This is a genomic window from Micromonospora sp. NPDC049060, assembly GCF_040649055.1.
Taxonomy (GTDB): Bacteria; Actinomycetota; Actinomycetes; order Mycobacteriales; family Micromonosporaceae; genus Micromonospora; species Micromonospora reichwaldensis.
In genome coordinates this window covers 163,804-184,442 of sequence record NZ_JBEZEV010000003.1, presented here as the reverse complement: position 1 = coordinate 184,442, position 20,639 = coordinate 163,804, and the positions used below count along the sequence as shown (strand labels likewise).

The 20,639-nt window shown below is 75.5% G+C and carries 21 protein-coding genes; 14 read left to right on the top strand and 7 right to left on the bottom strand.

Translation table 11 applies throughout. The annotated features are described in order from the left end of the window. Nucleotides 1-6 precede the first annotated feature (6 nt). The 3 genes from AB0B83_RS02795 (at nucleotide 7) to AB0B83_RS02785 (ending at nucleotide 3,238) form a co-directional block, all read left to right on the top strand. On the top strand, nucleotides 7-2,256 hold the full coding sequence (locus AB0B83_RS02795; RefSeq protein ID WP_357576683.1) for a heavy metal translocating P-type ATPase: 2,250 nt from the start codon (nucleotides 7-9) through the stop codon (nucleotides 2,254-2,256). A 126-nt stretch (nucleotides 2,257-2,382) separates the two neighbouring features. Then, nucleotides 2,383-2,556, top strand: coding sequence for a CsbD family protein (locus AB0B83_RS02790; RefSeq protein WP_132231820.1), 174 nt, complete (start codon nucleotides 2,383-2,385; stop codon nucleotides 2,554-2,556). A 184-nt stretch (nucleotides 2,557-2,740) separates the two neighbouring features. Beyond that, a complete protein-coding gene (locus tag AB0B83_RS02785) occupies nucleotides 2,741-3,238 on the top strand; it encodes a hypothetical protein (protein WP_357576682.1) in 498 nt (165 codons plus the stop codon). Nucleotides 3,239-3,328: 90 nt separating this feature from the next. Here AB0B83_RS02785 and AB0B83_RS02780 read toward each other — a convergent pair whose 3' ends face one another. From AB0B83_RS02780 to AB0B83_RS02770, 3 genes are all read right to left on the bottom strand, one after another. Then, on the bottom strand, nucleotides 3,329-4,600 hold the full coding sequence (locus AB0B83_RS02780) for a sigma-70 family RNA polymerase sigma factor (protein WP_357576681.1): 1,272 nt from the start codon (nucleotides 4,598-4,600) through the stop codon (nucleotides 3,329-3,331). Then, nucleotides 4,597-4,965, bottom strand: coding sequence for a YciI family protein (locus tag AB0B83_RS02775; RefSeq protein ID WP_151455124.1), 369 nt, complete (start codon nucleotides 4,963-4,965; stop codon nucleotides 4,597-4,599). Before AB0B83_RS02775 ends, AB0B83_RS02780 begins: the two co-directional genes overlap by 4 nt. A 99-nt stretch (nucleotides 4,966-5,064) precedes the next feature. Further along, a complete protein-coding gene (locus AB0B83_RS02770) occupies nucleotides 5,065-6,303 on the bottom strand; it encodes a DUF2786 domain-containing protein (protein WP_357576680.1) in 1,239 nt (412 codons plus the stop codon). A gap of 209 nt (nucleotides 6,304-6,512) precedes the next feature. Here AB0B83_RS02770 and AB0B83_RS02765 point away from each other — a divergent pair, with 209 nt between their 5' ends. Together AB0B83_RS02765 and AB0B83_RS02760 are read left to right on the top strand one after the other, a co-directional pair. Continuing rightward, the gene (locus tag AB0B83_RS02765; RefSeq protein ID WP_357576679.1) at nucleotides 6,513-6,998 is read left to right on the top strand and encodes a DUF2243 domain-containing protein; all 486 of its coding nucleotides are present in this window, start codon (nucleotides 6,513-6,515) and stop codon (nucleotides 6,996-6,998) included. Continuing rightward, entirely contained in the window at nucleotides 6,995-7,852 is an 858-nt protein-coding gene (locus AB0B83_RS02760) for a cytochrome c oxidase assembly protein (protein ID WP_357576678.1), read from the top strand. Before AB0B83_RS02765 ends, AB0B83_RS02760 begins: the two co-directional genes overlap by 4 nt. Here the strand turns inward: AB0B83_RS02760 and AB0B83_RS02755 are convergent. The 4 genes from AB0B83_RS02755 to yidD all read right to left on the bottom strand — a co-directional run bounded on the left by AB0B83_RS02755 (nucleotide 7,812) and on the right by yidD (nucleotide 10,691). Then, nucleotides 7,812-8,771 (bottom strand): sensor histidine kinase, encoded by a 960-nt coding sequence (locus AB0B83_RS02755; protein WP_357576677.1) that lies wholly within the window; start codon nucleotides 8,769-8,771, stop codon nucleotides 7,812-7,814. The two genes, AB0B83_RS02760 and AB0B83_RS02755, sit on opposite strands and share 41 nt — an antisense overlap. Next, on the bottom strand, nucleotides 8,768-9,601 hold the full coding sequence (locus AB0B83_RS02750; RefSeq protein WP_357576676.1) for an MEDS domain-containing protein: 834 nt from the start codon (nucleotides 9,599-9,601) through the stop codon (nucleotides 8,768-8,770). Before AB0B83_RS02750 ends, AB0B83_RS02755 begins: the two co-directional genes overlap by 4 nt. Nucleotides 9,602-9,809: 208 nt before the next feature. Next, nucleotides 9,810-10,265, bottom strand: a complete 456-nt coding sequence (locus AB0B83_RS02745; RefSeq protein ID WP_357576675.1) for an ATP-binding protein — start codon at nucleotides 10,263-10,265, stop codon at nucleotides 9,810-9,812. A gap of 9 nt (nucleotides 10,266-10,274) precedes the next feature. After that, nucleotides 10,275-10,691: a membrane protein insertion efficiency factor YidD gene (gene yidD / locus AB0B83_RS02740; RefSeq protein WP_357576697.1), complete on the bottom strand. Its 417-nt coding sequence runs from the start codon at nucleotides 10,689-10,691 to the stop codon at nucleotides 10,275-10,277. A 188-nt stretch (nucleotides 10,692-10,879) separates the two neighbouring features. On the opposite strand from yidD, the gene AB0B83_RS02735 reads away from it, so the two are divergent. The 9 genes from AB0B83_RS02735 to AB0B83_RS02695 all read left to right on the top strand — a co-directional run bounded on the left by AB0B83_RS02735 (nucleotide 10,880) and on the right by AB0B83_RS02695 (nucleotide 20,591). Continuing rightward, on the top strand, nucleotides 10,880-11,287 hold the full coding sequence (locus tag AB0B83_RS02735; protein ID WP_357576674.1) for a four-helix bundle copper-binding protein: 408 nt from the start codon (nucleotides 10,880-10,882) through the stop codon (nucleotides 11,285-11,287). 108 nt (nucleotides 11,288-11,395) lie between these two features. Then, a complete protein-coding gene (locus AB0B83_RS02730; protein WP_357576673.1) occupies nucleotides 11,396-13,504 on the top strand; it encodes a heavy metal translocating P-type ATPase in 2,109 nt (702 codons plus the stop codon). A 65-nt stretch (nucleotides 13,505-13,569) separates the two neighbouring features. Then, nucleotides 13,570-14,178, top strand: a complete 609-nt coding sequence (locus AB0B83_RS02725; RefSeq protein WP_357576672.1) for a helix-turn-helix domain-containing protein — start codon at nucleotides 13,570-13,572, stop codon at nucleotides 14,176-14,178. Between the two features lies 1 nt (nucleotide 14,179). Beyond that, nucleotides 14,180-14,938, top strand: coding sequence for an SRPBCC domain-containing protein (locus AB0B83_RS02720; protein ID WP_357576671.1), 759 nt, complete (start codon nucleotides 14,180-14,182; stop codon nucleotides 14,936-14,938). A 396-nt stretch (nucleotides 14,939-15,334) separates the two neighbouring features. Beyond that, nucleotides 15,335-16,930 carry an ABC transporter substrate-binding protein gene (locus AB0B83_RS02715; RefSeq protein WP_357576670.1) on the top strand — a complete coding sequence of 532 codons (1,596 nt, stop codon included), beginning with the start codon at nucleotides 15,335-15,337 and terminating at the stop codon, nucleotides 16,928-16,930. Continuing rightward, on the top strand, nucleotides 16,927-17,991 hold the full coding sequence (locus AB0B83_RS02710) for an ABC transporter permease (protein WP_357576669.1): 1,065 nt from the start codon (nucleotides 16,927-16,929) through the stop codon (nucleotides 17,989-17,991). Before AB0B83_RS02715 ends, AB0B83_RS02710 begins: the two co-directional genes overlap by 4 nt. Further along, complete coding sequence (locus AB0B83_RS02705; RefSeq protein ID WP_357576668.1) at nucleotides 17,984-18,853, top strand: ABC transporter permease; 870 nt, start codon at nucleotides 17,984-17,986, stop codon at nucleotides 18,851-18,853. The genes AB0B83_RS02710 and AB0B83_RS02705 overlap by 8 nt, the downstream gene beginning before the upstream one ends. Continuing rightward, the gene (locus tag AB0B83_RS02700; protein WP_357576667.1) at nucleotides 18,850-19,905 is read left to right on the top strand and encodes an ABC transporter ATP-binding protein; all 1,056 of its coding nucleotides are present in this window, start codon (nucleotides 18,850-18,852) and stop codon (nucleotides 19,903-19,905) included. The genes AB0B83_RS02705 and AB0B83_RS02700 overlap by 4 nt, the downstream gene beginning before the upstream one ends. Continuing rightward, complete coding sequence (locus tag AB0B83_RS02695; RefSeq protein ID WP_357576666.1) at nucleotides 19,902-20,591, top strand: ATP-binding cassette domain-containing protein; 690 nt, start codon at nucleotides 19,902-19,904, stop codon at nucleotides 20,589-20,591. The genes AB0B83_RS02700 and AB0B83_RS02695 overlap by 4 nt, the downstream gene beginning before the upstream one ends. Nucleotides 20,592-20,639: the final 48 nt, after the last annotated feature.

The following is a 20,639-nucleotide window of genomic DNA, read 5'->3' as shown; positions in this document are numbered from 1 at the left end:
AGCATGATGACCACCAAGCCCTTGCTGACGGCGCCGAACCAGATCGAGCTGGCGATCGGCGGGATGACCTGCGCCTCCTGCGCGGCCCGGATCGAGAAGAAGCTGAACCGGATGGACGGGGTGACCGCCACCGTCAACTACGCCACGGAGAAGGCCACCGTCCGGTACGCCGACGAGGTCACCCCGGACGAGCTGATCGCCACGGTGGAGAAGACCGGCTACACGGCGGCCCTGCCGCCCCCACCCAAGCCCGCCGGCGGCGAACCGGCCGCCGAGCCGGTGGACGAGCTGCGCGGCCTGCGTACCCGGCTGTGGGTCTCGGCCGTGCTCACCGTGCCGGTGATCGTGCTGGCGATGGTGCCCGCCTGGCAGTTCGACTTCTGGCAGTGGCTGTCGCTCACCCTGGCCGCCCCGGTCGTGGCCTACGGCGGGCTGCCCTTCCACCGGGCGGCCTGGATCAACCTGCGGCACGGCGCGGCGACCATGGACACCCTGGTCTCGCTCGGCACCCTGGCGGCGTTCGGCTGGTCGGTCTGGGCGCTCTTCCTCGGCACCGCCGGGACGCCGGGGATGACCCACCCGTTCAGCCTCGCCATCAACCGCTCCGACGGCGCCGGCAACATCTACCTGGAGGCGGCGGCCGGGGTGACCGTGTTCATCCTCGCCGGCCGCTACTTCGAGGCGCGGGCGAAGCGGACCGCCGGCGCGGCCCTGCGGGCCCTGCTCGAACTCGGCGCCAAGGACGTCGCCGTGCTGCGCGGCGGCACGGAGACCCGGATCCCGGTGGACCAGCTCGTGGTGGGGGACCGGTTCGTGGTGCGGCCCGGTGAGAAGATCGCCACGGACGGCGTGGTCGACGAGGGCACCTCGGCGGTCGACGCCAGCATGCTCACCGGCGAGTCCGTCCCGGTCGAGGTCGGCCCGGGCGAGCCCGTGGTCGGCGCGACCGTCAACGCGGGCGGCCGGCTGGTGGTCACCGCCACCCGCATCGGCGGCGACACCCAACTGGCCCAGATGGCCCGGCTGGTCGAGCAGGCACAGACCGGCAAGGCGGCGGTGCAGCGGCTGGCCGACCGCATCTCCGGCGTCTTCGTGCCGATCGTGATCGCCCTCGCGGTGGGCACCCTCGGCTGGTGGCTCGGCAACGGGTCGGGCGGCACCGCCGCGTTCACCGCCGCCGTGGCGGTGCTGATCATCGCCTGCCCGTGCGCCCTCGGGCTGGCCACGCCGACCGCCCTGCTGGTCGGCACCGGCCGGGGCGCGCAGCTCGGCGTCCTGATCAAGGGGCCGGAGGTGCTGGAGTCCACGAAGCAGGTGGACACGGTCGTGCTGGACAAGACCGGCACCGTCACCACCGGCCGGATGACGCTTGTGGACGTGGTCCCGGCGGCCGGCGAGGAGCGCGCGGAGCTGCTGCGGCTCGCCGGGGCGTTGGAGTCGGCGTCCGAGCACCCGATCGCCCGGGCCGTCGCCGCCGCGGTGGCCGAGGCGGGCGTGCTGCCGCCGGTGACCGGGTTCGCCAACGCCGAGGGGCTCGGCGTGAGCGGGACGGTCGACGGCCGGGAGGTGCTCATCGGTCGGCCCCGAATGCTGCGCGAGCACGGCCTCGACGTACCGGAGGAGGTCGCGCGGGCGGCGGCCACGGCGGAGGCCCAGGGGCGGACGGCGGTGCTGGTTGGCTGGGACGGCCGGGCCCGCGGGGTCCTCGCGGTGGCCGACGTGGTCCGACCGACGAGCCGGGCGGCGATCGCACAGCTGCGCGCGCTCGGCCTGACGCCGGTGCTGCTGACCGGCGACAACACCACCGTCGCCCGTGCCGTGGCCGCCGAGTTGGGCATCGACGAGGTGGTCGCCGAGGTGCTGCCGGCCGACAAGGTCGACGTCGTGCGGCGGCTCCAGGACGAGGGGCGGGTGGTGGCGATGGTGGGCGACGGGGTCAACGACGCCGCCGCGCTGGCCCAGGCCGACCTCGGCCTGGCGATGGGCACCGGCACGGACGTGGCGATCGAGGCGTCCGACCTGACCCTGGTCCGGGGTGACCTGATGGCCGCCGTGGACGCGATCCGGCTCGCCCGGCGCACCCTCGGCATCATCAAGGGCAACCTGTTCTGGGCCTTCGCCTACAACGTGGCGGCCCTGCCGCTGGCCGCCGCCGGCCTGCTGAACCCGATGATCGCCGGCGCCGCGATGGCCTTCTCCTCGGTCTTCGTGGTCGCCAACAGCCTCCGGCTGCGGGGCTTCCGCCCGGTCTCCTGACCCTCGGCACCGATCGTGGCGGGCCCGGCGGCCTGCCGGCTGGCGGCGGTGGGTGACCGGACGGTTGGACGGTGGCGGTGCGGGGTATTCGAGGGGCGTACCGGCACCGCCAATCCGGAGGTTGACATGGGTTTCGAAGACAAGATCAACAACACGACCGAGGACGCGGCCGGCAAGCTGAAGGAAGGCGCCGGCCGGGCCACCGACAACGAGCGGCTCGAGGCCGAGGGGCGCAACGACCAGGCCAGCGCCAAGCTCAAGCAGGCCGGCGAGAAGATCAAGGACGCCTTCAAGAGCTGACCCGCGTACGCGCCCTCCGCCGGAACCGGTCTCCAACCGAGCCGGCGGAGGGCGTACTGGCGCGTCCGGCGGACGTTTCCCCCGGCAGGCGCCACTCGTTGGCAGGTCGACGTCCCGCCGCCCGGCGCCGGCCGCACCCGTGCCGTCAGCCCCGGGAAGGCCGAGACCCCGAACGGGAGGTCCCGTGTCCCGATCCGTCGTCTACGCGCGCCGCGCCGCCGCCACGGTGGCGCTCGGGGTGCTGGCCGTGGGATGCCAGGACACCGCGCGGGAGGAGACCGCCCGGCCCGGCGCGGCCCCGCCGAGCCCGACGGCCCCGGCGAGCGCCGCCCCGAGTCCCTCCCCGGTCGCCACGACCGCCGCCAACACCGTCGAGGTCTGCCGCGAGGTCGACAAGCTCATCCTCGCCGGCAGCCGGAGGATCGCCACCGACTCGGCGGCCTCGGTCACCCGTGACCTGACCGGTGAGCAGGTCGCCGACCAGCTCCGGCGCAACCTGGCGGGGCTGGCGGACGACGTACGCGCGCAGGCCCGCCGCGCCGCCGACCCGGAGATCCGCGCCCTGATCCAGGACACCGCCGACCGGATCGACGCCGGTTCCCGGGCGTCCCGGCCGGCCGCCTGGATGGACTCCACCTTCACCGCGATCCCACCGAAGCTGACCCGCGAGTGCCGCGCCTGAGGCCGACGGGCACGTCGCTCGGCGTCGTCGCCGCCTGACCCGGGACTCCGGCCGGCATGCACCCCCGTGCCGCATGCCGGCCGGCGTCCTTCAACGCGGCTCGCGCAGCCGCCGGGACTCGTCGGTCCCCGTCAGCCGGGCGGCCCGCAACTCCAGGTAGCGCTGCTCCGGCAGGCTCGTCGTCCCCCGTGCCGCAGCCAGGTACGCCGCCCGCGCCCGCTCCGGTTCGCCGGCCAGCTCCAGCAGGTGGGCGCGGACGGCGGCGAGCCGGTGGTGCCCGGCCGTGCGGTCGTCGTCGTCGAGCGGGGCGAGCAGGGCCAGGCCGGCGCGGGGACCGTCCACCATGGCCACCGCGACGGCCTGGTTCAGGGTGACCATCGGGCTCGGGGCGGTCCGGGCGAGCAGCCGGTAGAGCGCCAGGATCTGTCGCCAGTCGGTGCGCCCGGCGGACGGGGCCTCGGCGTGCACGGCGGCGATCGCCGCCTGGAGCTGGTACGGGCCGGGCGGTGACCAGGTCAACGCCTCGGTGACCAGCGCGGTCCCCTCGCCGATGGCCTCGTGGTCCCAGCGGTCGCGGTCCTGCTCGGCGAGCGGGACCAGCTCCCCGGCGGGCCCGGTGCGGGCGGCCCGGTGCGCGTCGGTGAGCAGCATCAACGCCAGCAGCCCGGTCACCTCGCCGTCGCCCGGGAGCAGCCGGTGCACCAGCCGGGCCAGCCGGATCGCCTCGGTGGTCAGGTCGGCCCGGTGCAGGTCCGGCCCGCTCGACGCCGTGTACCCCTCGTTGAAGATCAGGTAGAGCACCTGGAGCACAGCCCGCAGCCGCTCGTCCCGGTCCCCGGGAGCGGGCATCGTGAACCGCGCCCCGGCGGCCTCGATCCGCTGCTTGGCCCGGCGGATGCGCTGGCTCATCGTCGCCTCGGGCACGAGGTACGCCCTCGCGATCTGCGCGGTGGTGAGGCCGCCGACCGCCCGTAGCGTCAGCGCGACCTGAGCCGACCGGGCCAGCGCCGGATGGCAGCAGAGGAACAGCAGGGCCAGCGTGTCGTCCCCCGCCGGTGGCTGTTCGTCGGCGGCCGGCGCGACCGTCGCGTACGCCGGCTCGCGGGCGGCCAGCGCGGCCTCCCGGTTGCGCCGGGCGCGCTCGCTGCGCCACTCGTCGGTCAGCCGGCGCGTGGCGACGGTGAGCAACCAGGCCCGGGGGTTGGCCGGCACGCCCTGTCGCGGCCACTGCACGGCGGCGGCGAGCAGCGCCTCCTGCACGGCGTCCTCGGCGGCGTCGAACTGGCCGTGCCGGCGGACGAGTAGGCCGAGGACCTGCGGCGCCAGGTCGCGCAGCAGGTCCTCCAGGTGGCCTGCGCTCACATTTCCGTCCCGGCCTCGTCCATGATCGCCCGCACCTCCAGTACGCCGAAGCCCCGCCGCACGTCCGGCCAGCTGGCGGCGATCTCGGCGGCCCGCTCGGGGCTGTCGCAGTCGACCATCAGGTAGCCGGCGAACTGTTCCTTGCTCTCCATGTACGGCCCGTCGGTCACCTCCGGCCGGTCACCGGCCAGCCGGACCGTACGCGCCTGCGACGGGTCGGCCAGGGCCTGGCCGCCGAGGAACTCGCCCGACTCGGTCAGTTCCCGCATGAGCTCGTCGACCTCGCCGAAGAGCGCGCTGCGCTCCTGCTCCGACAACCCGTCGACGAACCCCGGGCGGTTCCAGATCAGCAGCATGTACTTCATCGGGTGCTCCTCGTTCCGTCGGGTCGCGCCCATGGTGGCGCGTCTCCGGTGAGGGGTCGGAGCAGACTCGCCGGTTCCGACAGCCGGCGGTACGGAATCTCAGCGCCGGCCGCGTACCTGGCGCTTCGGGGCGGGGCCGGCGCCGAGCGAGGCGCGGTCGGCGGCGGAGGTGCCCGACGACCAGCCCTCGGCGTCGCGCACCGTGAGCCGCCCCCGGACGACGCCGGGGAAGAGCGTGTCGAGGCGTTCGCGTACCGCCTCGGCGCGGGTGGCGAGCACCGGCAGCAGCCGTTCCGGCCCGGCCTGTGCCGTCGCCTCCCGGTCGGCCGCGTCGGTGGCGGCCCGCAGCCGCTCGCCGATCCGCAGCGCGAAGGCGTTGAGGAAGGACTCGTCGTAGTCCCGGGTCCGCCGGCCGGTGCTCCTGGCCCGCCGTTCGCCCCGGCCGCGCAGCATCGCGGTGGTGGCCTGCACCAGTAGCGAGGTGTAGAGCAGCTCGACCGCCTCCAGGTCGGCCGGCCAGCCCAGCACCGTGGTGAAGCCGAGGTCGTCGGACCAGACGGCCTCGCAGCGGTTCGCCGCCGCCACCTCCTGCGCCAGCAGCGCCTTCGCGCCCGCGTACGGGGGCTCGGTGCCGAGGCGCATTCCGCCGGGCCGGTCGGCGGGCTCGGCGACGCCCGCCAGCAGCGCCTGGTCGATGCTGTGCCGGGCGATCAGCTCCTGGGCCTTGCCGGTCAGCGCCTCCGCCTCGGCCGGGTAGGTGGTCGACTCCGCCTTGGCCAGCAGCGCCCGCACCCGGTCGAGCATCCGGGACCCGCTGCCCGACCCGCCGCGCGCGACGGCCGTCCCGGGCGCGCCGGGCGGCGGGCGCAGCACGGCGATCGGCGGGAGCCCCTCGAGCAGGGCCAGCGCGTCGACCGCCGCCCGCAGCGCGGTGAACCGGTCGCACCCGGCGCGGGCGGACCAGGCGGCCAGGTGGCCCTCGTCGGCGTCCCACCACACCCCGGCGCCCAGGTCGCGCAGCTGGTCGTCCCACCACGGCGGCACCGGGTCGGCCAGCTCGCGGCGCTGCGCGGCGAGCGCGTCGGCGACCAGCCCGGCCGCCCGGGGGTCGAGCCGGCGGGCGGCGAGCCGGCCGAGGTCCACCGGCTGCCAGCCGCGCTGGGCCAGCCGCCCCACGCCCCGCGCCAGGCGGCGCAGGAGCGCGGCGTCCACCGCCGCCGCGCCGTCCGCGGCGCCCGTCCCGATCATCAGCCGGTCCAGCTGCCGCTCCGCGAGGCGTACGTCGGTGCCGCGTACCGCCGCGAGCGCGTCGTTGACCAGTTCCTCGGCGTCCGGCACGGCCGTGTCCTCCTGGGGTCTGCTTCTTCCGCGCCGGGAAACGATCGTCGCCCGCCCGCCGAAGGTACCGCCGGGCCCGCGCGCCGTCCGCCGGTCGTGACCCGTGCCACCGGAAGACCGCGGCACTGTCGTCCCGTCGGCGGGGAACTTCCGCATGGTTCGGCCGGTCCCGGGTAGTTCGGGGGTGGCGAGCGATGCGAGGTGGTGGGATGGCGGGACCGTGGTTGCCGGGCGACGGCTCCGGCGCACCTGATCTTCGCCGGTCGGTCCTCGCCGCCGCGGTGATCGGGGTGGCGGTGATGGCCGCCGTCGACGAGATCGTCTTCCACCAGATCCTCGGCTGGCACCACTTCTACGACCGGTCCACCCTCTCCGTCGGGCTGCTCTCCGACGGGCTGCTGCACTCGGCCGAGCTGCTCGCCCTGGTCGGCGGCTTCTTCTGGTTCGCCGACCTGCGCCGCCGGGGCGCCCTGGTGCCCCGGGCCGCCTGGGGCGGGTTCCTGCTCGGCGCGGGGGCGTTCCAGCTCTTCGACGGGATCGTCGACCACAAGGTGCTGCGGCTGCACCAGATCCGCTACGGGGTGCACCTGCTCCCGTACGACGTGGTGTGGAACGTGGCGGCGGTCGCGCTGCTGCTGCTCGGCGCGTGGGTGACCTGGCGGGTGCGGTCCCGCTCAGGCCGCGACGCCCGGTGACGGCGCTCGCGCACACCGGTGCCGCCGCGGGGCCCGCCCCGCTGCCGCTCGCGGCGGTCGCGTTGCTCGCCGCCGGCTACCTGCTGGCCGTGTCCCGGGACCGGCGCGGCTGGCGTCGCCGGCGTACGGTCGCCTGGCTGGCCGGCTGCGCGGTGCTCGCGGTCGCCCTCGGCCCGCTGGCGGGTGGGCCCGGCGACCCGCGCGTGCACATGGCGCAGCACCTGCTGCTGGGCATGGTCGCGCCGCTCGCGCTGGCCCTCGGCGCGCCGGTGACCCTGCTGCTGCGGGTCGTGCCGCCGGTGGCCGGCCGCCGGGTGGGCCGGTTCCTGCGGGCCCGGCCGGTGCACGTGCTCGCCCATCCGGTGACGGCGGCGCTGCTCACCACCGGCGGGCTGGCGCTGGTGCTGCTCACGCCGCTGTACGCGGCGGCCGAGCGGAACCCCGTGCTGCACCACGCCCTGCACGTGCACTACGTGGCCGCCGGCTACCTGTTCGCCTGGTCGGTGGCCGGCCCGGACCCGGCGCCGCGCCGGCCGGGCCCGGCGGTGCGGGTTGGCGCTCTGCTCGCGGCGGGGGCCGGGCACGCCGTGCTGGCGAAGTACCTCTACGCGCACGCGGCCACCCTGCCGCCCGGGCTGCCCGAGCGGGATGTCGACGCGCTGCGCGCGGCGGCCCGGTTGATGTACTACGGCGGCGACATCGCCGAACTGCTGCTCGCCACCGCCCTCTTTGCGGCCTGGTACCGCCGGCGCCGGCCCCGCCGGCCGGCACCCTCCGCCGGCGCGGGCCCGCCCGGCGACGAGGCCGTCCCGGTCAGCCGGTGTACGCCTTCCCGGCCGTCAGCCGGAGCGTGAACCCGGCGTCGTCGCGCTGCCAGGTCACGTGGTTGCAGGACTGGTAGGTGATCCAGAGGCCGAGCCCGCCGGGGGCGTCGTCGGACACGGGGAGCAGCCCGCAGAACGGGTCGCCCGGCCCGTCGCCGCCGTCGTTGACCGTCGCCACGATGCGGTCGTCGCCGGCCCAGACGCGCAGTCGGACCGGCGGCTTGCCGTGGCGCAGCGCGTTGGTGACGATCTCGCTCACCGCGACGACCAGATCCTCCACGTCGTCGACCGGCACCTGGCCCTGGTCGGCCTTGTGCACGGCGGCGCGCGCCTCGGCCGCCGTCGGGTCCGTCAGCTCCACGGCCGGCGGCTGGGCCTGGAGGGGGTCGGGCACGACCCGGCGGCTCTGCCGCAGGTATTCCCTCGGCGGCGTCCAGGTCGGGCTGGGCACGTGCCGCCCGTCGGGGGTGGCGAACCGGGGGTGCGTCCGGGCCACGTCCGCCAGCACCTCCGGCGGCGTGATCCGGTTGTCGTACGCGCACATGCTCCACAGCGGGAAGTCGTCGTACGCGTGGTTTATCGCCGACTCGTAGCGGGCCCACCAGTCCCAGGTCGCGCCGAACGAGACCGAGGGCACCTCACCGATGATCCGGATCTGCCCGGCGCCTGCGGCCACCTGCGCGGCGAGGAGTTGGCGGTAGGAACGGATGGCGGCGGCGGGCCGGGCGTAGACGTCGCCGCCGGGCAGGAACTCGACCCCGGAACCGGCCGGCAGCGCCGAGCGGACCAGCCCGCCGGTGCGCTCGCCCAGGGCCACGAACGTCGGCTCGCCCGCCTCGACGCCGCCGAGCAGGAACGGCACCGCCACGGCGAGCAGTTCGTCGTCGGAGTCGTAGCGCACGGCCTCGTGGTAGTAGCCGTGGTGCTGCGCGGCCGCACCCGTCCTCATGGCGTGACCTCCACCCGCACGCCGGGCAGGTCCAGCAGCTCCACCAGGCGGGCCGCGGCCGTGCGGGGGGTGCGCAGCACGGCGGTCGCGCCGCGGCGGTGCGCGTACTCGGCCAGGTGGGTCAGGGCGCGGTGGTCGACGAAACGCAGGTCGGCCGCCGACAGCACCAGCTCGCCGTCGGTGGGCCGCAGGTCGGCGCGGTCCAGGGCGGTGCGGAACAGGTCGTGGTTCGACATGTCCAGCTCGCCGGCGAGCGCGGCGTGCCCCTCGGCGGGCGCCACGGCGTACAACCGGAACAGCAGGTCCTCGACGTTGGTCTGCGGGTGCATGCAGGCCAACTCGGTGACCGCCCGGTCGCCCAGCTTCAGCCGGTGGTAGGCGCACATGGCCTTGAACGGCCGGGTGCGCATGTAGCGGTCGATCTGGTGCTCGTAGCGGGTGAAGACGTCGAGCTGGGCCGGGGTGCGGACCAGTTCGGTGGCCTCCGCGACCACGCGCAGGCCGGTGTGGCCGGCGGCCAGCGCCTCGTCCGTGGCGGCCGCGTAGGCGGCGACCTGCGTCGCCGGGTCGACGACCTGGTCGGGCGAGTAGGTGGAGACGAGGGCGACCACCTCGGCGGCGCCCCGGCGCACCGCGTCGGTGAAACTCGGCAGCGCGTGCAGCCGCTCGGCCACCAGGTCCGAGGGGCGTGGTGTCACGTACCAGAAGCGCTCGCCGGCCGCGAGGGCCGCGGCGAGGTGGCGCTCCGCCTGGTCGGCAAGGGATTCCAGGTCGTCGTACGACCAGCAGATGTGACTGCCCGGCGCGGTCCGCCGTTCGCTGCTGATCATGCTGGTCGCCTCACGCTGACCAGTGTAGGCCGCCCCGGAGCGGGCGCCAGGCGCGCGACCTGCCGGGACGCCGGGGACGGGGGCTTTAGGCCGGTTCGTCGCCCGGGGCGGGCGTACCGGCCGGCCGTCCCGCCCCGGGGTCTGCGCCGCCGCGCCGCGACCGGGTGGCCGCCGACATCACCCGCTCGGTCGGGCAGACCGTGCCCCCTCAGGCGTTCCGCGCGCCACTGAGGCGCTCGGTGCGGGGGAAGGACGCCCAGATGTTCTTGGTGGTGCCGGTGGCGTACCAGCCGACGTCGAGGGAGAGGGCGCGGGCCAGCTCCAGGCCGCGCCCGCCGTCGCCGACGGGCCGGGCCTCGGCGAGCTGCGGCAGGGACCCCAGGTCGTGGTCGGCGACGTCGAGGATGAGGTAGTCGTCGGTCGCGAGCAGCCGGACGATGGTCGGCGGGATCCCGTGGCGCAGGGCGTTCGTCGCCAGCTCCGTGGCGATCAGCGCGACGAGCTCGGGGACCTCCGCCAGGGCCTCGCCCTCACCGAGCACGTCGCCGGTCAGTTCCTCGTGCAGGGACGCCCGCAGGGCACGCAGGTCCACCGGCTCCTGCAACGTCCAACGCCGCAGCTCAACGGCCTGCGCCGGGGGTGTGGAACTGCTCAGCTGGCCCATGGTTCCGTTCTACCCGATCTCCGGCCGGCTCACTCCAGGGCTCATCGGTCGGCGCACCGGATCGTGGGTGCCCCGGGGCACCCCCGGACGGCAGCGGCGCACCCGCTCGGCGGCCATCCGTCCGCCCACCGCCAACCCGTGCCCCTCCACCGCCGTCAACCCGTACGCCCCGCAGGTCGGCGTGAAGCGGCACCGTCCCGGCCAGTGCGGCGACAGCCACCGGCGGTAGCCCCGGATCGCCGCCACCCCCGCCCGGTCCAGCACCGGCGCCCGGGTCGCCGCCGCCGTCGCCGCGCCGAGCGTCAGCAGGGTCGAGAACAGCCCCAGGTCGCAGCAGTCGCAGCAGCCGTCGGGGTTCTTCGACTTCGACATGAGCCGTTGCTGCCGGCGGTTCTCGCGGGCCGTCTCCCGGAGGCGTCTGAACATCACGGTCCGATCATCGGCCAACGCGACGACCGACGCGCTGTCGCCCCCGGAGCCGACCGGCCGGTGGGACCCGGACGCGGGTGTCGACCCGGACGCGGTGAATCCCGGTCGATACCGATGCCGCCGGTGGCCGCATGCCGGGCGACGGTCGCGGGTAGTGCACAGGCAATGACCGAGAGGAGAACGCCGTGCCCAGCACCACGATGCCGATGCTCGAGACGTACCCGAAGTCGATCAACCTGGACCGGGCCAAGCTGGCCGCCGTCGTCGAGGCGCTCAACACCTGCGCCCAGGCGTGCACCGCCTGCGCCGACGCCTGCCTGAGCGAGGACATGGTCGCCGAGCTGACGAAGTGCGTACGGACGAACCTGGACTGCGCGGACATCTGCACGACGACCGCCCGGGTGCTGTCCCGGCACACCGGCTACGACGCCAACATCACCCGCGCGCTGCTGGAGGCGTGCGCCACCGCCTGCAAGTCCTGCGGCGACGAGTGCGCCGGCCACGCGGGCATGCACGAGCACTGCCGGATCTGCGCCGAGGCCTGCCGCGCGTGCGAGCGGGCCTGCCGGGACCTGCTCGCCACCATGAGCTGACCGTCCCCGCACGACACGGCGCCGGCGTCCCGCATGGGTGCCGGCGCCGTGTCGATCCGCCGGCGGATACCCGGTGGGGGTATGTATGGTGGTCGTGAGGAGGCGCAGATGCCCCACGAGACGCACCACCACGACGGCCACCCGCCCCGCGCGACGGGTGCCTCCGACACGCACGCCGGCCAGCACGCTCCGGGCGCGGGCGGGCACGCCGGGCACGACAAGCACGCCGGGCACGACCCGGAGATGTTCCGCCGGAAGTTCTGGCTGAGCCTGGCGCTGACGGTGCCGATCGTGCTGACCAGCGACATGGTGATGGACTGGTTCGGCTACCGGCTGGAGTTCCCGGGCGTGGCCTGGGTCGGCCCCGTCCTCGGCACCGTCGTCTTCCTCTACGGCGGCTGGCCGTTCCTGGTCGGGGCCGTGCGGGAGGTGCGCGACCGGGCGCCCGGCATGATGCTGCTCATCGCGATGGCCATCACGGTGGCGTACGTCGCCTCGGCGGCCACCGCGCTCGGCGTCTTCGACCTGGACTTCTGGTGGGAACTCGCCGCCCTGGTCACGATCATGCTGCTCGGGCACTGGCAGGAGATGAAGGCCATCGGGAAGGCGCAGGGCGCGCTGTCCGCCCTGGCGGCGCTGCTGCCCGACGACGCCGAGCGGGTGGCGGCGGACGGCGGGGTCGAGCGGGTGTCCGTGGCGGACCTGCGGGTCGACGACCTGGTGCTGGTCCGCCCCGGCGCGCGGGTGCCGGCCGACGGCCGGATCGTCGAGGGCGGCGCCGAGCTGGACGAGTCCATGGTGACCGGCGAGTCGCGGCCGATCTCCCGGGGCGTCGGGGACCGGGTGGTCGCCGGCACGGTGGCCACCGACGCGGCGATCCGGGTACGCGTCGAGGCGGTCGGCGAGGACACCGCGCTGGCCGGCATCCAGCGCCTGGTGGCGCAGGCCCAGCAGTCCAGCGGTCGCGCGCAGGTGCTCGCCGACCGCTTCGCCGCCTGGCTGTTCTACGTCGCGACAGTGGTGGCCCTGGCGACCCTGGTGACCTGGGCGGTGCTCGGCGACCTCGGCGCGGCCGTGGTGCGTACCGTCACCGTGCTGGTGATCGCCTGCCCGCACGCGCTGGGCCTGGCCATCCCGCTGGTGATCGCGCTCTCGACCGCCGTGGCGGCCAGGGGCGGGATCCTGGTCAAGGACCGGCTGGCGCTGGAGCGGATGCGCACGGTCGACGCGGTGCTGTTCGACAAGACCGGCACCCTGACCCGGGGCGAGCACGTGGTGTCGGGGGTGGCGGCCACGCGGGGCGGCAGCGAGGACGAGGTGCTCGCCCTGGCGGCGGCGGTGGAGGCGGACAGCGAGCATCCGCTGGCCCGGGCCATCGTGACCGCCGGGGCCGGGCGCGGCGTGGCCCGGCGGGCGACGGGGTTCCGCTCGTTGACCGGGCGCGGCGTCCGCGCCGAGGTCGACGGCACGGCGTACGCCGTCGGGGGTCCCGCCCTGCTGCGCGAGCTGGGCGCGCGGACGCCGGACGACCTGGCCGACCGGCAGGCGGACTGGTCGCGCCGGGGCGCGGCGGTGCTGCACCTGCTGCGCCTCGACGGCGACACGGCCACCGTTCTCGGCGCCCTGGCGCTGGAGGACCAGGTCCGCCCCGAGGCCCGCGAGGCGATCGCGGAGCTGCGGGAGCAGGGCGTCGGCAAGATCGTCATGATCACCGGGGACGCCCGGCCGGTCGCCGAGGCGGTCGCCGCCGACCTCGGTTTCCGTCCCGGCGTCGACGAGGTCTTCGCCGAGGTGCTGCCCGCCGACAAGGACGACGCCGTGGCCGACCTGCAACGGCGCGGGCTGCGGGTGGCGATGGTCGGCGACGGGGTGAACGACGCCCCCGCCCTGGCCCGGGCCGACGTGGGCATCGCCATCGGCGCCGGCACCGACGTGGCGATCGAGTCCGCCGGGGTGGTGCTCGCCTCGTCCGACCCGCGGGGCGTCACCGGCGTGATCCGGCTGTCCCGGGCCTCGTACCGCAAGATGCTCCAGAACCTGGGCTGGGCGGCCGGCTACAACGTCGTCGCCCTCCCGCTGGCGGCGGGCGTGCTGGCGTGGGCCGGGGTGACGCTCAGCCCGGCGGTCGGCGCGGTCCTGATGTCCGCCTCGACGATCGTGGTGGCGCTCAACGCCCAACTGCTGCGCCGCGTACGCCTGCGCCCTCGGGAGGGGTGAGCGGCGACTCCACCGACCAATCCGATTGTCTTGACAAGAAAAGTTGTCGGTGGGACGCTGTGCCCATGTTCGACATCGCAGTGATCGAGGACCCGGCGGCGGCCGAGGCGTCGCTGGACCCGATGCGGGCCCGGCTGCTGGCCGCGCTCGCCGAGCCGGCCTCGGCGACGATGCTCGCCGCCCGCGTCGGCCTGCCCCGGCAGAAGGTCAACTACCACCTCCGGGCGTTGGAGCAGCACGGCCTGGTCGAGCTGGTGGAGGAGCGCCGCAAGGGCAACGTGACCGAGCGGGTCATGCGGGCCACCGCGGCGTCGTACGTGATCTCGCCCGCCGCCCTCGCCGCCGTCCGGCCCGACCCGGCGCAGTCGCCGGACCGGCTGTCGGCGCGGTGGCTGCTGGCGCTGGCCGCCCGCCTGGTGCAGGACGTCGGCGCGCTCGTCACCGGCGCGGAGCGGGCGAAGCAGCGGGTGGCGACGTTCGCGGTCGACGGCACCGTCCGGTTCGCCTCGGCGGCCGACCGGGCGGCCTTCGCCGAGGAACTGGCGGCCACCGTCACCGCCCTGGTCGGCAGGTACCACGACGAGCACGCCCCCGGCGGGCGCGAACACCGGGTGGTGGTCGCCCTGCACCCCAGCGCCGACCCCGACGACAGAACCGCGAACGAGGAGCACTGACATGGGACACCACTTCGAGCTGCGCAAGGACGTCGAGCTGGCCGCCACGCCCGAGCAGGTGTGGGAGGCCATCGCCACCGGTCCGGGCATCGACTCCTGGTTCATGGGCCGCACCGAGGTCGAGCCGGGCGAGGGCGGCCGGACCCGCCTGACGATGGCCGGCCACGTCGAGGAGTCGACGATCACCGCCTGGGAGCCCGGCAAGCGGCTCGCCGACCGCACCGAACCGGCCCCGGACGGCACGTTCATGGCCATGGAATACCTGATCGAGGGCCGCGAGCGGGGCAGCACGACCCTGCGGCTCGTCCAGAGCGGCGTCCTCGGGGACGACTGGGAGACCGAGTACGAGGCCATGGGGATCGGCTGGGACATGTACCTCGGGACGCTGGCCGCGTACCTCGCCCACTTCCCCGGCCGGACCGCGACCCCGGTCTCGGCCTTCCGCCCGGGCGTCGGCGGCGCGGACCGGGTGTGGCCGGCCGTGGCCGACGCCCTCGGCGTGGCCGGTCCGCTCGCCGAGGGGCAGCGGGTCCGGTGCACCGTCGCCGGGCTGCCGCCGGTCGAGGGCGTCGTCGACCTGGCCGGCCTGCCGACCTACGTCGGTGTCCGCACCGCCGACGCGCTCTACCGGTTCCTGTACTCCGGTGCCGAGCGCGGCGACGCCCTGGTCCTCGGCCACCACGTCTTCGCTCCCGGGCAGGACCCGGCCCCGGCCGAGCGGGCCTGGCAGGACTGGCTGGCCGCCCTGCCCGTCGGCTGACCGACGACGAGAACGCCCGGCGGACGGCCCGGCCGGGCGTCCGGGTGTGGTCGGGGCGTGCGGACGAGGCGCCGGAGCCGTCCCGCCGCCGGTGCCGGTGCGCCTCGATTACGAGATCACCCGCGCCGGGCCGTACCCTGCGGCTGACCGTCGCGCTCCGACGTGGACGGGGTGTGGCCTGGGCTACATGGCCGCCCGGCGCTTGTTGCACGAGATTGGCAATTGCGGAATGCTGGCGTTAGTGGCCGGCTGCCCGGGCGCGATGATCCAGACCATCGCCGCGGCGTCCGCCCGCTCGTGACCGTGGACCACTGCGGGCACGTCGGCCAAGATCAGGACGCCGGCCCGGGTGCGACGCCGGGCGGTCGTGCGGAGAAACAGACCCGGGAGCATGTGATGGGTACGCCTGTGTCCAAGCGCGTGGCGGCGGTGGCCGTCGCCGGTGTCCTCGCCGTGGCAGGCTGTTCCTCGCCGACGACCACGTCGACGGGCGCGGCCGGCGCCGGCACGCTCGTCGTGGCGACGGCGGGTGAGCCGGACGCGTTGAACCCGGTGCTCAACTACGGCGTCGACGGCGGCTCCCTGATCTTCGACGGGCTGGTCGCCCGCGACGCTCGCAACCAGCTCGTGCCGGCGCTGGCCCGGGAACTGCCGACCGTGTCGGCGGACGGCAGGACGGTCACCGCGAAGCTGCGCGACGGCGTGCTGTTCCACGACGGCAGCCCGTTCACCGCCCAGGACGTGGTCTTCACCTACCAGGCGGTGCTGGACCCGACTGTCGACTCCACGCTCCGCTCCGACCTGGACATGCTCGCCTCGGTCACCGCGCCCGACCCGTCGACCGTGGTGTTCACCCTGAAGTACGCCTACGCGCCCTTCGCGCAGCGGCTGGCCCTCGGGATCGTGCCGGCCAAGGCGCTCACCGGGCAGGACATCAACAAGGCCGAGTTCAACCGCAAGCCGGTGGGCACCGGCCCGTACCGCGTGACGTCGTGGACCCCGGGCGACCGGCTCGTGCTCGCGGCCAACGAGAGCTGGTGGGGCGGCAGGCCCGCCAACGGCGGCGTGGTGGTGGCGTTCGTCGCCGACGACAACGTACGCGCGCAGCGGATGCGGGCGGGGGAGTTCGACGCGGCGGAGCTGGCGCCGAAGCTGACCACCGGCTTCGACGGGCAGGCCGGCTACCGGGTGCAGCGGGTGCCCACCGCCGACTACCGGGGCGTGATGCTGCCGATGGGCAACCCGGTCACCGCCGACCTTGCGGTGCGGCGGGCACTGAACGCGGCGGTGGACCGCGCGGCGATGGTCACCGGGCTGCTCGGCGGTGCCGGCGAGCCCGCGTTCGGGCCGGTCCCGCCGACGTCGGAGTTCGCCGAGCCGTCGATCGTGGGCAGGCCCGCCGCCGACCCGGCCGCCGCGACCGCCGCCCTCGACGCCGCCGGCTGGAAGCCGGGCCCGGACGGGATCCGCGCCAAGGACGGCCGGCAGGCGGCGTTCGCGCTCATGTACCCGGCCACGGACAGCCTCCGCAAGGAACTCGCCCTCGCGGTGACCGCCGACGCGAAGAAGGTCGGCATCAAGATCACCCCCGAGGGGTTGACCTGGGACGCGATCACCCCCCGGATGGGCAGCGACGCGCTCATGATGGGCTACGGCACCCCGTACGACCCGGACTTCGTCTCCTACAAGCTGTTCGGCTCCGCCTTCGCCGGCCAGGGCTTCTTCAACCCCGGCTCCTACCGGTCGCCCGTGGTGGACAAGGCGTTGCAGGACGGCCGCGCCAACGCCGACCCGGCGGCCCGCAAGGCCGCGTACGCCACGTTCCAGAAGCAGCTCGCCACCGACATGCCGTGGGTGTTCCTCACCTACCTCCAGCACACCTACGTGGTGAAGGACTCGGTCGCCGGGGTGACCCCCCGGGTGGAGCCGCACGAGCACGACGTCGCCAACAGCCTCTGGTGGAACATCCACACCTGGACGAAGAAGTCGTGACGACGCCCGCCCCGACAGCGAAGACCCCCGCCCCGACCGCCGCGCCACCCCCGGCGAGGACCACCGCCCGGCGCCGGCCGCGGCGGCTGGCGGGAGCCGGCAAGGTGGTCCGCCGGCGGCTGCTGGTGGCCGTACCCATCCTCGCCGCCACCAGCGTCGGCATGTTCGCCCTCGGCGCGGCCTCGCCCATCGACCCCGCCCAGCAGTACGCGGGCGCGGCGGCGTTCACCGCCACCGAGGAGAACCTGGCGCAGATCCGCGCCAACTGGGGCGTCGACGACCCGCTGCCGGTGCAGTACCTGCGCTGGGTCGGCAACCTGCTCCAGGGCGACCTGGGCTGGTCCACCAGCCGCCACGAACCGGTCACCTCCGTGCTCGCCGCCCGCGCCGGCTGGACCCTGCTGCTCGTCGGCGCCGCCCTCGCCCTCGTCCTCGTGGCGAGCCTGCTGCTGGGCACGCTGGCCGCGTACCGGCGTGGCGGCTGGTTCGACCGGGCGCTGCGCGCCACCGCGTACGCCGTGCAGTCGATGCCGGTGTTCTGGATCGGGCTGGCCGCGATCGCCCTCTTCGCCCTCACCCTCGGCTGGCTGCCGGCGGGCGGGCTCACCGACATCACCGCCACCGGCACCGACCCCGCCGACGTGGCCCGGCACCTGATCCTGCCGGTGGGCGTGCTGGCGATCGCCCAGACGCCGTGGTTCGTGCTGTTCATCCGGGACGCCGTCGCCGACAGCCTCCGCGACGACCACGTCCTCGCCGCCCGGGCCCGGGGCCTGCCCGGCCGCACCGTCCTGTTCGGCCACGCCCTGCGTACCGCCCTGCTGCCGTTCCTCACCCTCGTCGGCACCCACCTGCCCGAGCTGATCGGCGGGGCCGTCCTGGTGGAGACCGTGTTCTCCCTGCCCGGCCTCGGCGCGGTGACCGTACAGGCCGCGCTGGGCAGCGACTTCCCGCTGCTGGCCGCCACGACCCTGGCCACCACCGTCGTGGTGCTGGCCGCGAACCTGGGCACCGACCTCGCCTACGCCGCCGCCGATCCCCGGGTACGCCTCGATGACTGACCTCGCCCTGCCCGCCCGGGTCCGGCGGCCGAAGCCGCGTACGGGCCGGGTCGGTGCCGCGCTCGCCTGGGCCGTGCTCGTCGGCGCGGGCCTGGCCTGCCTCCTCGCCCCCGTCCTCTGGCCGCTCGACGAGAGCGCGGTGGACCTGGCCCGTACCCGGCTGGCGCCCTCCTGGGCGGACCCGGCCGGCACCGACGACCTGGGCCGCGACGTGGCCCACCGCAGCCTCTACGGCCTGCGGGTCTCGCTGCTCGTCGGCGCGGTCGCCGCGCTCGTCGCCACCGTGATCGGCGGCCTCGTCGGCGCGGTGGCCGGCACCCTCGGCGGCTGGGTCGACCGCGTGCTCATGCGGGTGGTCGACACCATCGCGGCGCTGCCGCACCTGCTGCTGGGCATCTTCATCGTCGCGATGCTGCGCCCGAGCCTCGGCGCGGTGATCCTGTCGATCGGGCTGACGCACTGGCTCTCCACCGCCCGCATCGTCCGGTCGGAGCTGCTCAGCCTGCGCACCCGGCCGTTCATCGACGCCGCGATCTCCGGCGGCGCGAGCCGCACCCGGGTGATCACCCGGCACCTGCTCCCGCACGTGCTGCCCCGGTTGGCGCTGGCCACCACGCTGATGGTGCCGCACGCCGTCTGGCACGAGACCGCGCTGTCCTTCCTCGGCCTGGGCCTGCCCCCGCACCTGGCCTCGATCGGCAACATGATCAACGACGGGCAGCGGTCCCTGCTCACCGGCGCCTGGTGGGCCAGCATCGTGCCCGGCCTGCTCCTCGTTGTCGTCACGCTGGCCCTGGCCGCCCTCACCGGCCGGTGGCGCGACCGCCTCGACCCGCGCGTACGAGCGGAGCTGCACCTGTGACCACCACCCGCGAGCCCACCGCCACCGCCACCGCCACCGCCGCCGCCACGGGTGATGCCGCCGCCCCCGCCGGTACCGCCGCCGACGGTCGGCCGGGCCTGTTGGAGGTCGACGGGCTGATTGTCCGCTTCCAGCTCCGCGACGCCGTCGTGCAGGCCGTCACCGACCTGCACCTGACCATCCACCCGGGCGAACTCCTGGCGGTGGTCGGGGAGTCCGGCTGCGGCAAGTCGGTGCTCGCGCACGCCCTGCTCGGCCTGCTCCCCGGTAACGCCACCGTCACGGGTCACGCCCGCCTGCGCCCGCCCACCGGGGCGCAGGTCGACCTGGTGAACTCCTCGGAGCGGCACCTCGCCCGCGCCGTACGCGGCCGCGCGGTCGGGCTGGTCCCGCAGAGCCCCGCCACCGCCCTGACTCCCGTACGGACGGGCCGGCGGCTGCTCGAGGAGACCCTGCGCGCCCACGGGCGCACCCGGCGCGAGGCGCCCGCGGCGGCCGAGCGGGTCGCCGACGACGTCGGGCTCGACCCCGCCGACCTCGACCGCTATCCCCACGAGCTCTCCGGCGGCATGGCCCAACGCCTGGCCACCGCCCTCGCCCTCGCCCCCGACCCGCCGCTGCTGCTCGCCGACGAACCCACCACGGGCCTCGACCGGCCTCTGGTCGACCACACCCTCGACCTGCTGCGCCGCCGCTGCGACGCCGGCGGTGCCGTCCTGCTCATCACTCACGACCTGGCCGCCGCCCGCCGAGTCGCCGACACGGTCGCCGTCATGTACGCGAGCCGGATCGTGGAACGGCGGCCGACGGCCGAACTCTTCGCGGCACCCGCCCACCCCTACACCGCCGGCCTGCTCGACGCCCTGCCCGAGCGGGCCTTCCGGCCGGTCCCCGGCCATCCGCCGATGCTCACCGACCTGCCTCCCGGCTGCGCCTTCGCCCCGCGCTGCGACCGCGCCACCGACATCTGCCGCACCCCGCCCGCGCCCTCGGCGGGCACCCCGGCCCGGATCGCCTGTCACCACCCGCTGACCCTCGGAGCGCCGGCATGACCAGCACCGCCGGCATGACCACTACCGCGCTCGCCGCCCACGAGGTCGCGGTCTCCTACGGCGGCCGGCGCGTCCTCGACGGCGTGGACCTGCGTGTCGCCCCCGGCGAGACGGTCGGCCTGCGCGGGCCCTCGGGCAGCGGAAAGTCCACCCTCGCCCGGGTGCTGGCCCTGCTGCACGCCCCCGAAGCCGGGCACGTCACCCTCGACGGTCAGCGGGTGGCGGGCGCCCGGCACCGGCTGCCCGCCGCCGTCCGTACCCGCGTCGCGATCCTGTTCCAGAGCCCCCGCGCGGCCACCGACCCCCGGCTGGGCCTCGCCGACATCATCGCCGAACCGCTGCGCGCCACCGGCACGCCCGAGGCGCCGGCGCGGGCCCGCGCGGCGGAGCTGGCCGACCTCGTCGGCCTCACGCCCGACCTGCTCGCCCGCCGCCCCCACGCCGTCAGCGACGGGCAGCTGCAACGCGCCTGCCTCGCCCGCGCGCTCGTGCACCGGCCGGACTACCTGCTCTGCGACGAGGCCACGGCCATGCTCGACGCCTCCACCCAGGCGCACCTCGCGGCCGTCATCACCGACTACCAGCGGGAGCACGCCGCCGGGGTCCTGCTCATCACCCACGACCCGGCGCTGATGGCCCGCTGGGCCACCCGGGTGGTCGACCTGCCGCCCCCGCCGCAGCCCTGACCGGCCCCCCGGGGCCGATCGCCGACGTCTACCGGGTACGGGCCGACG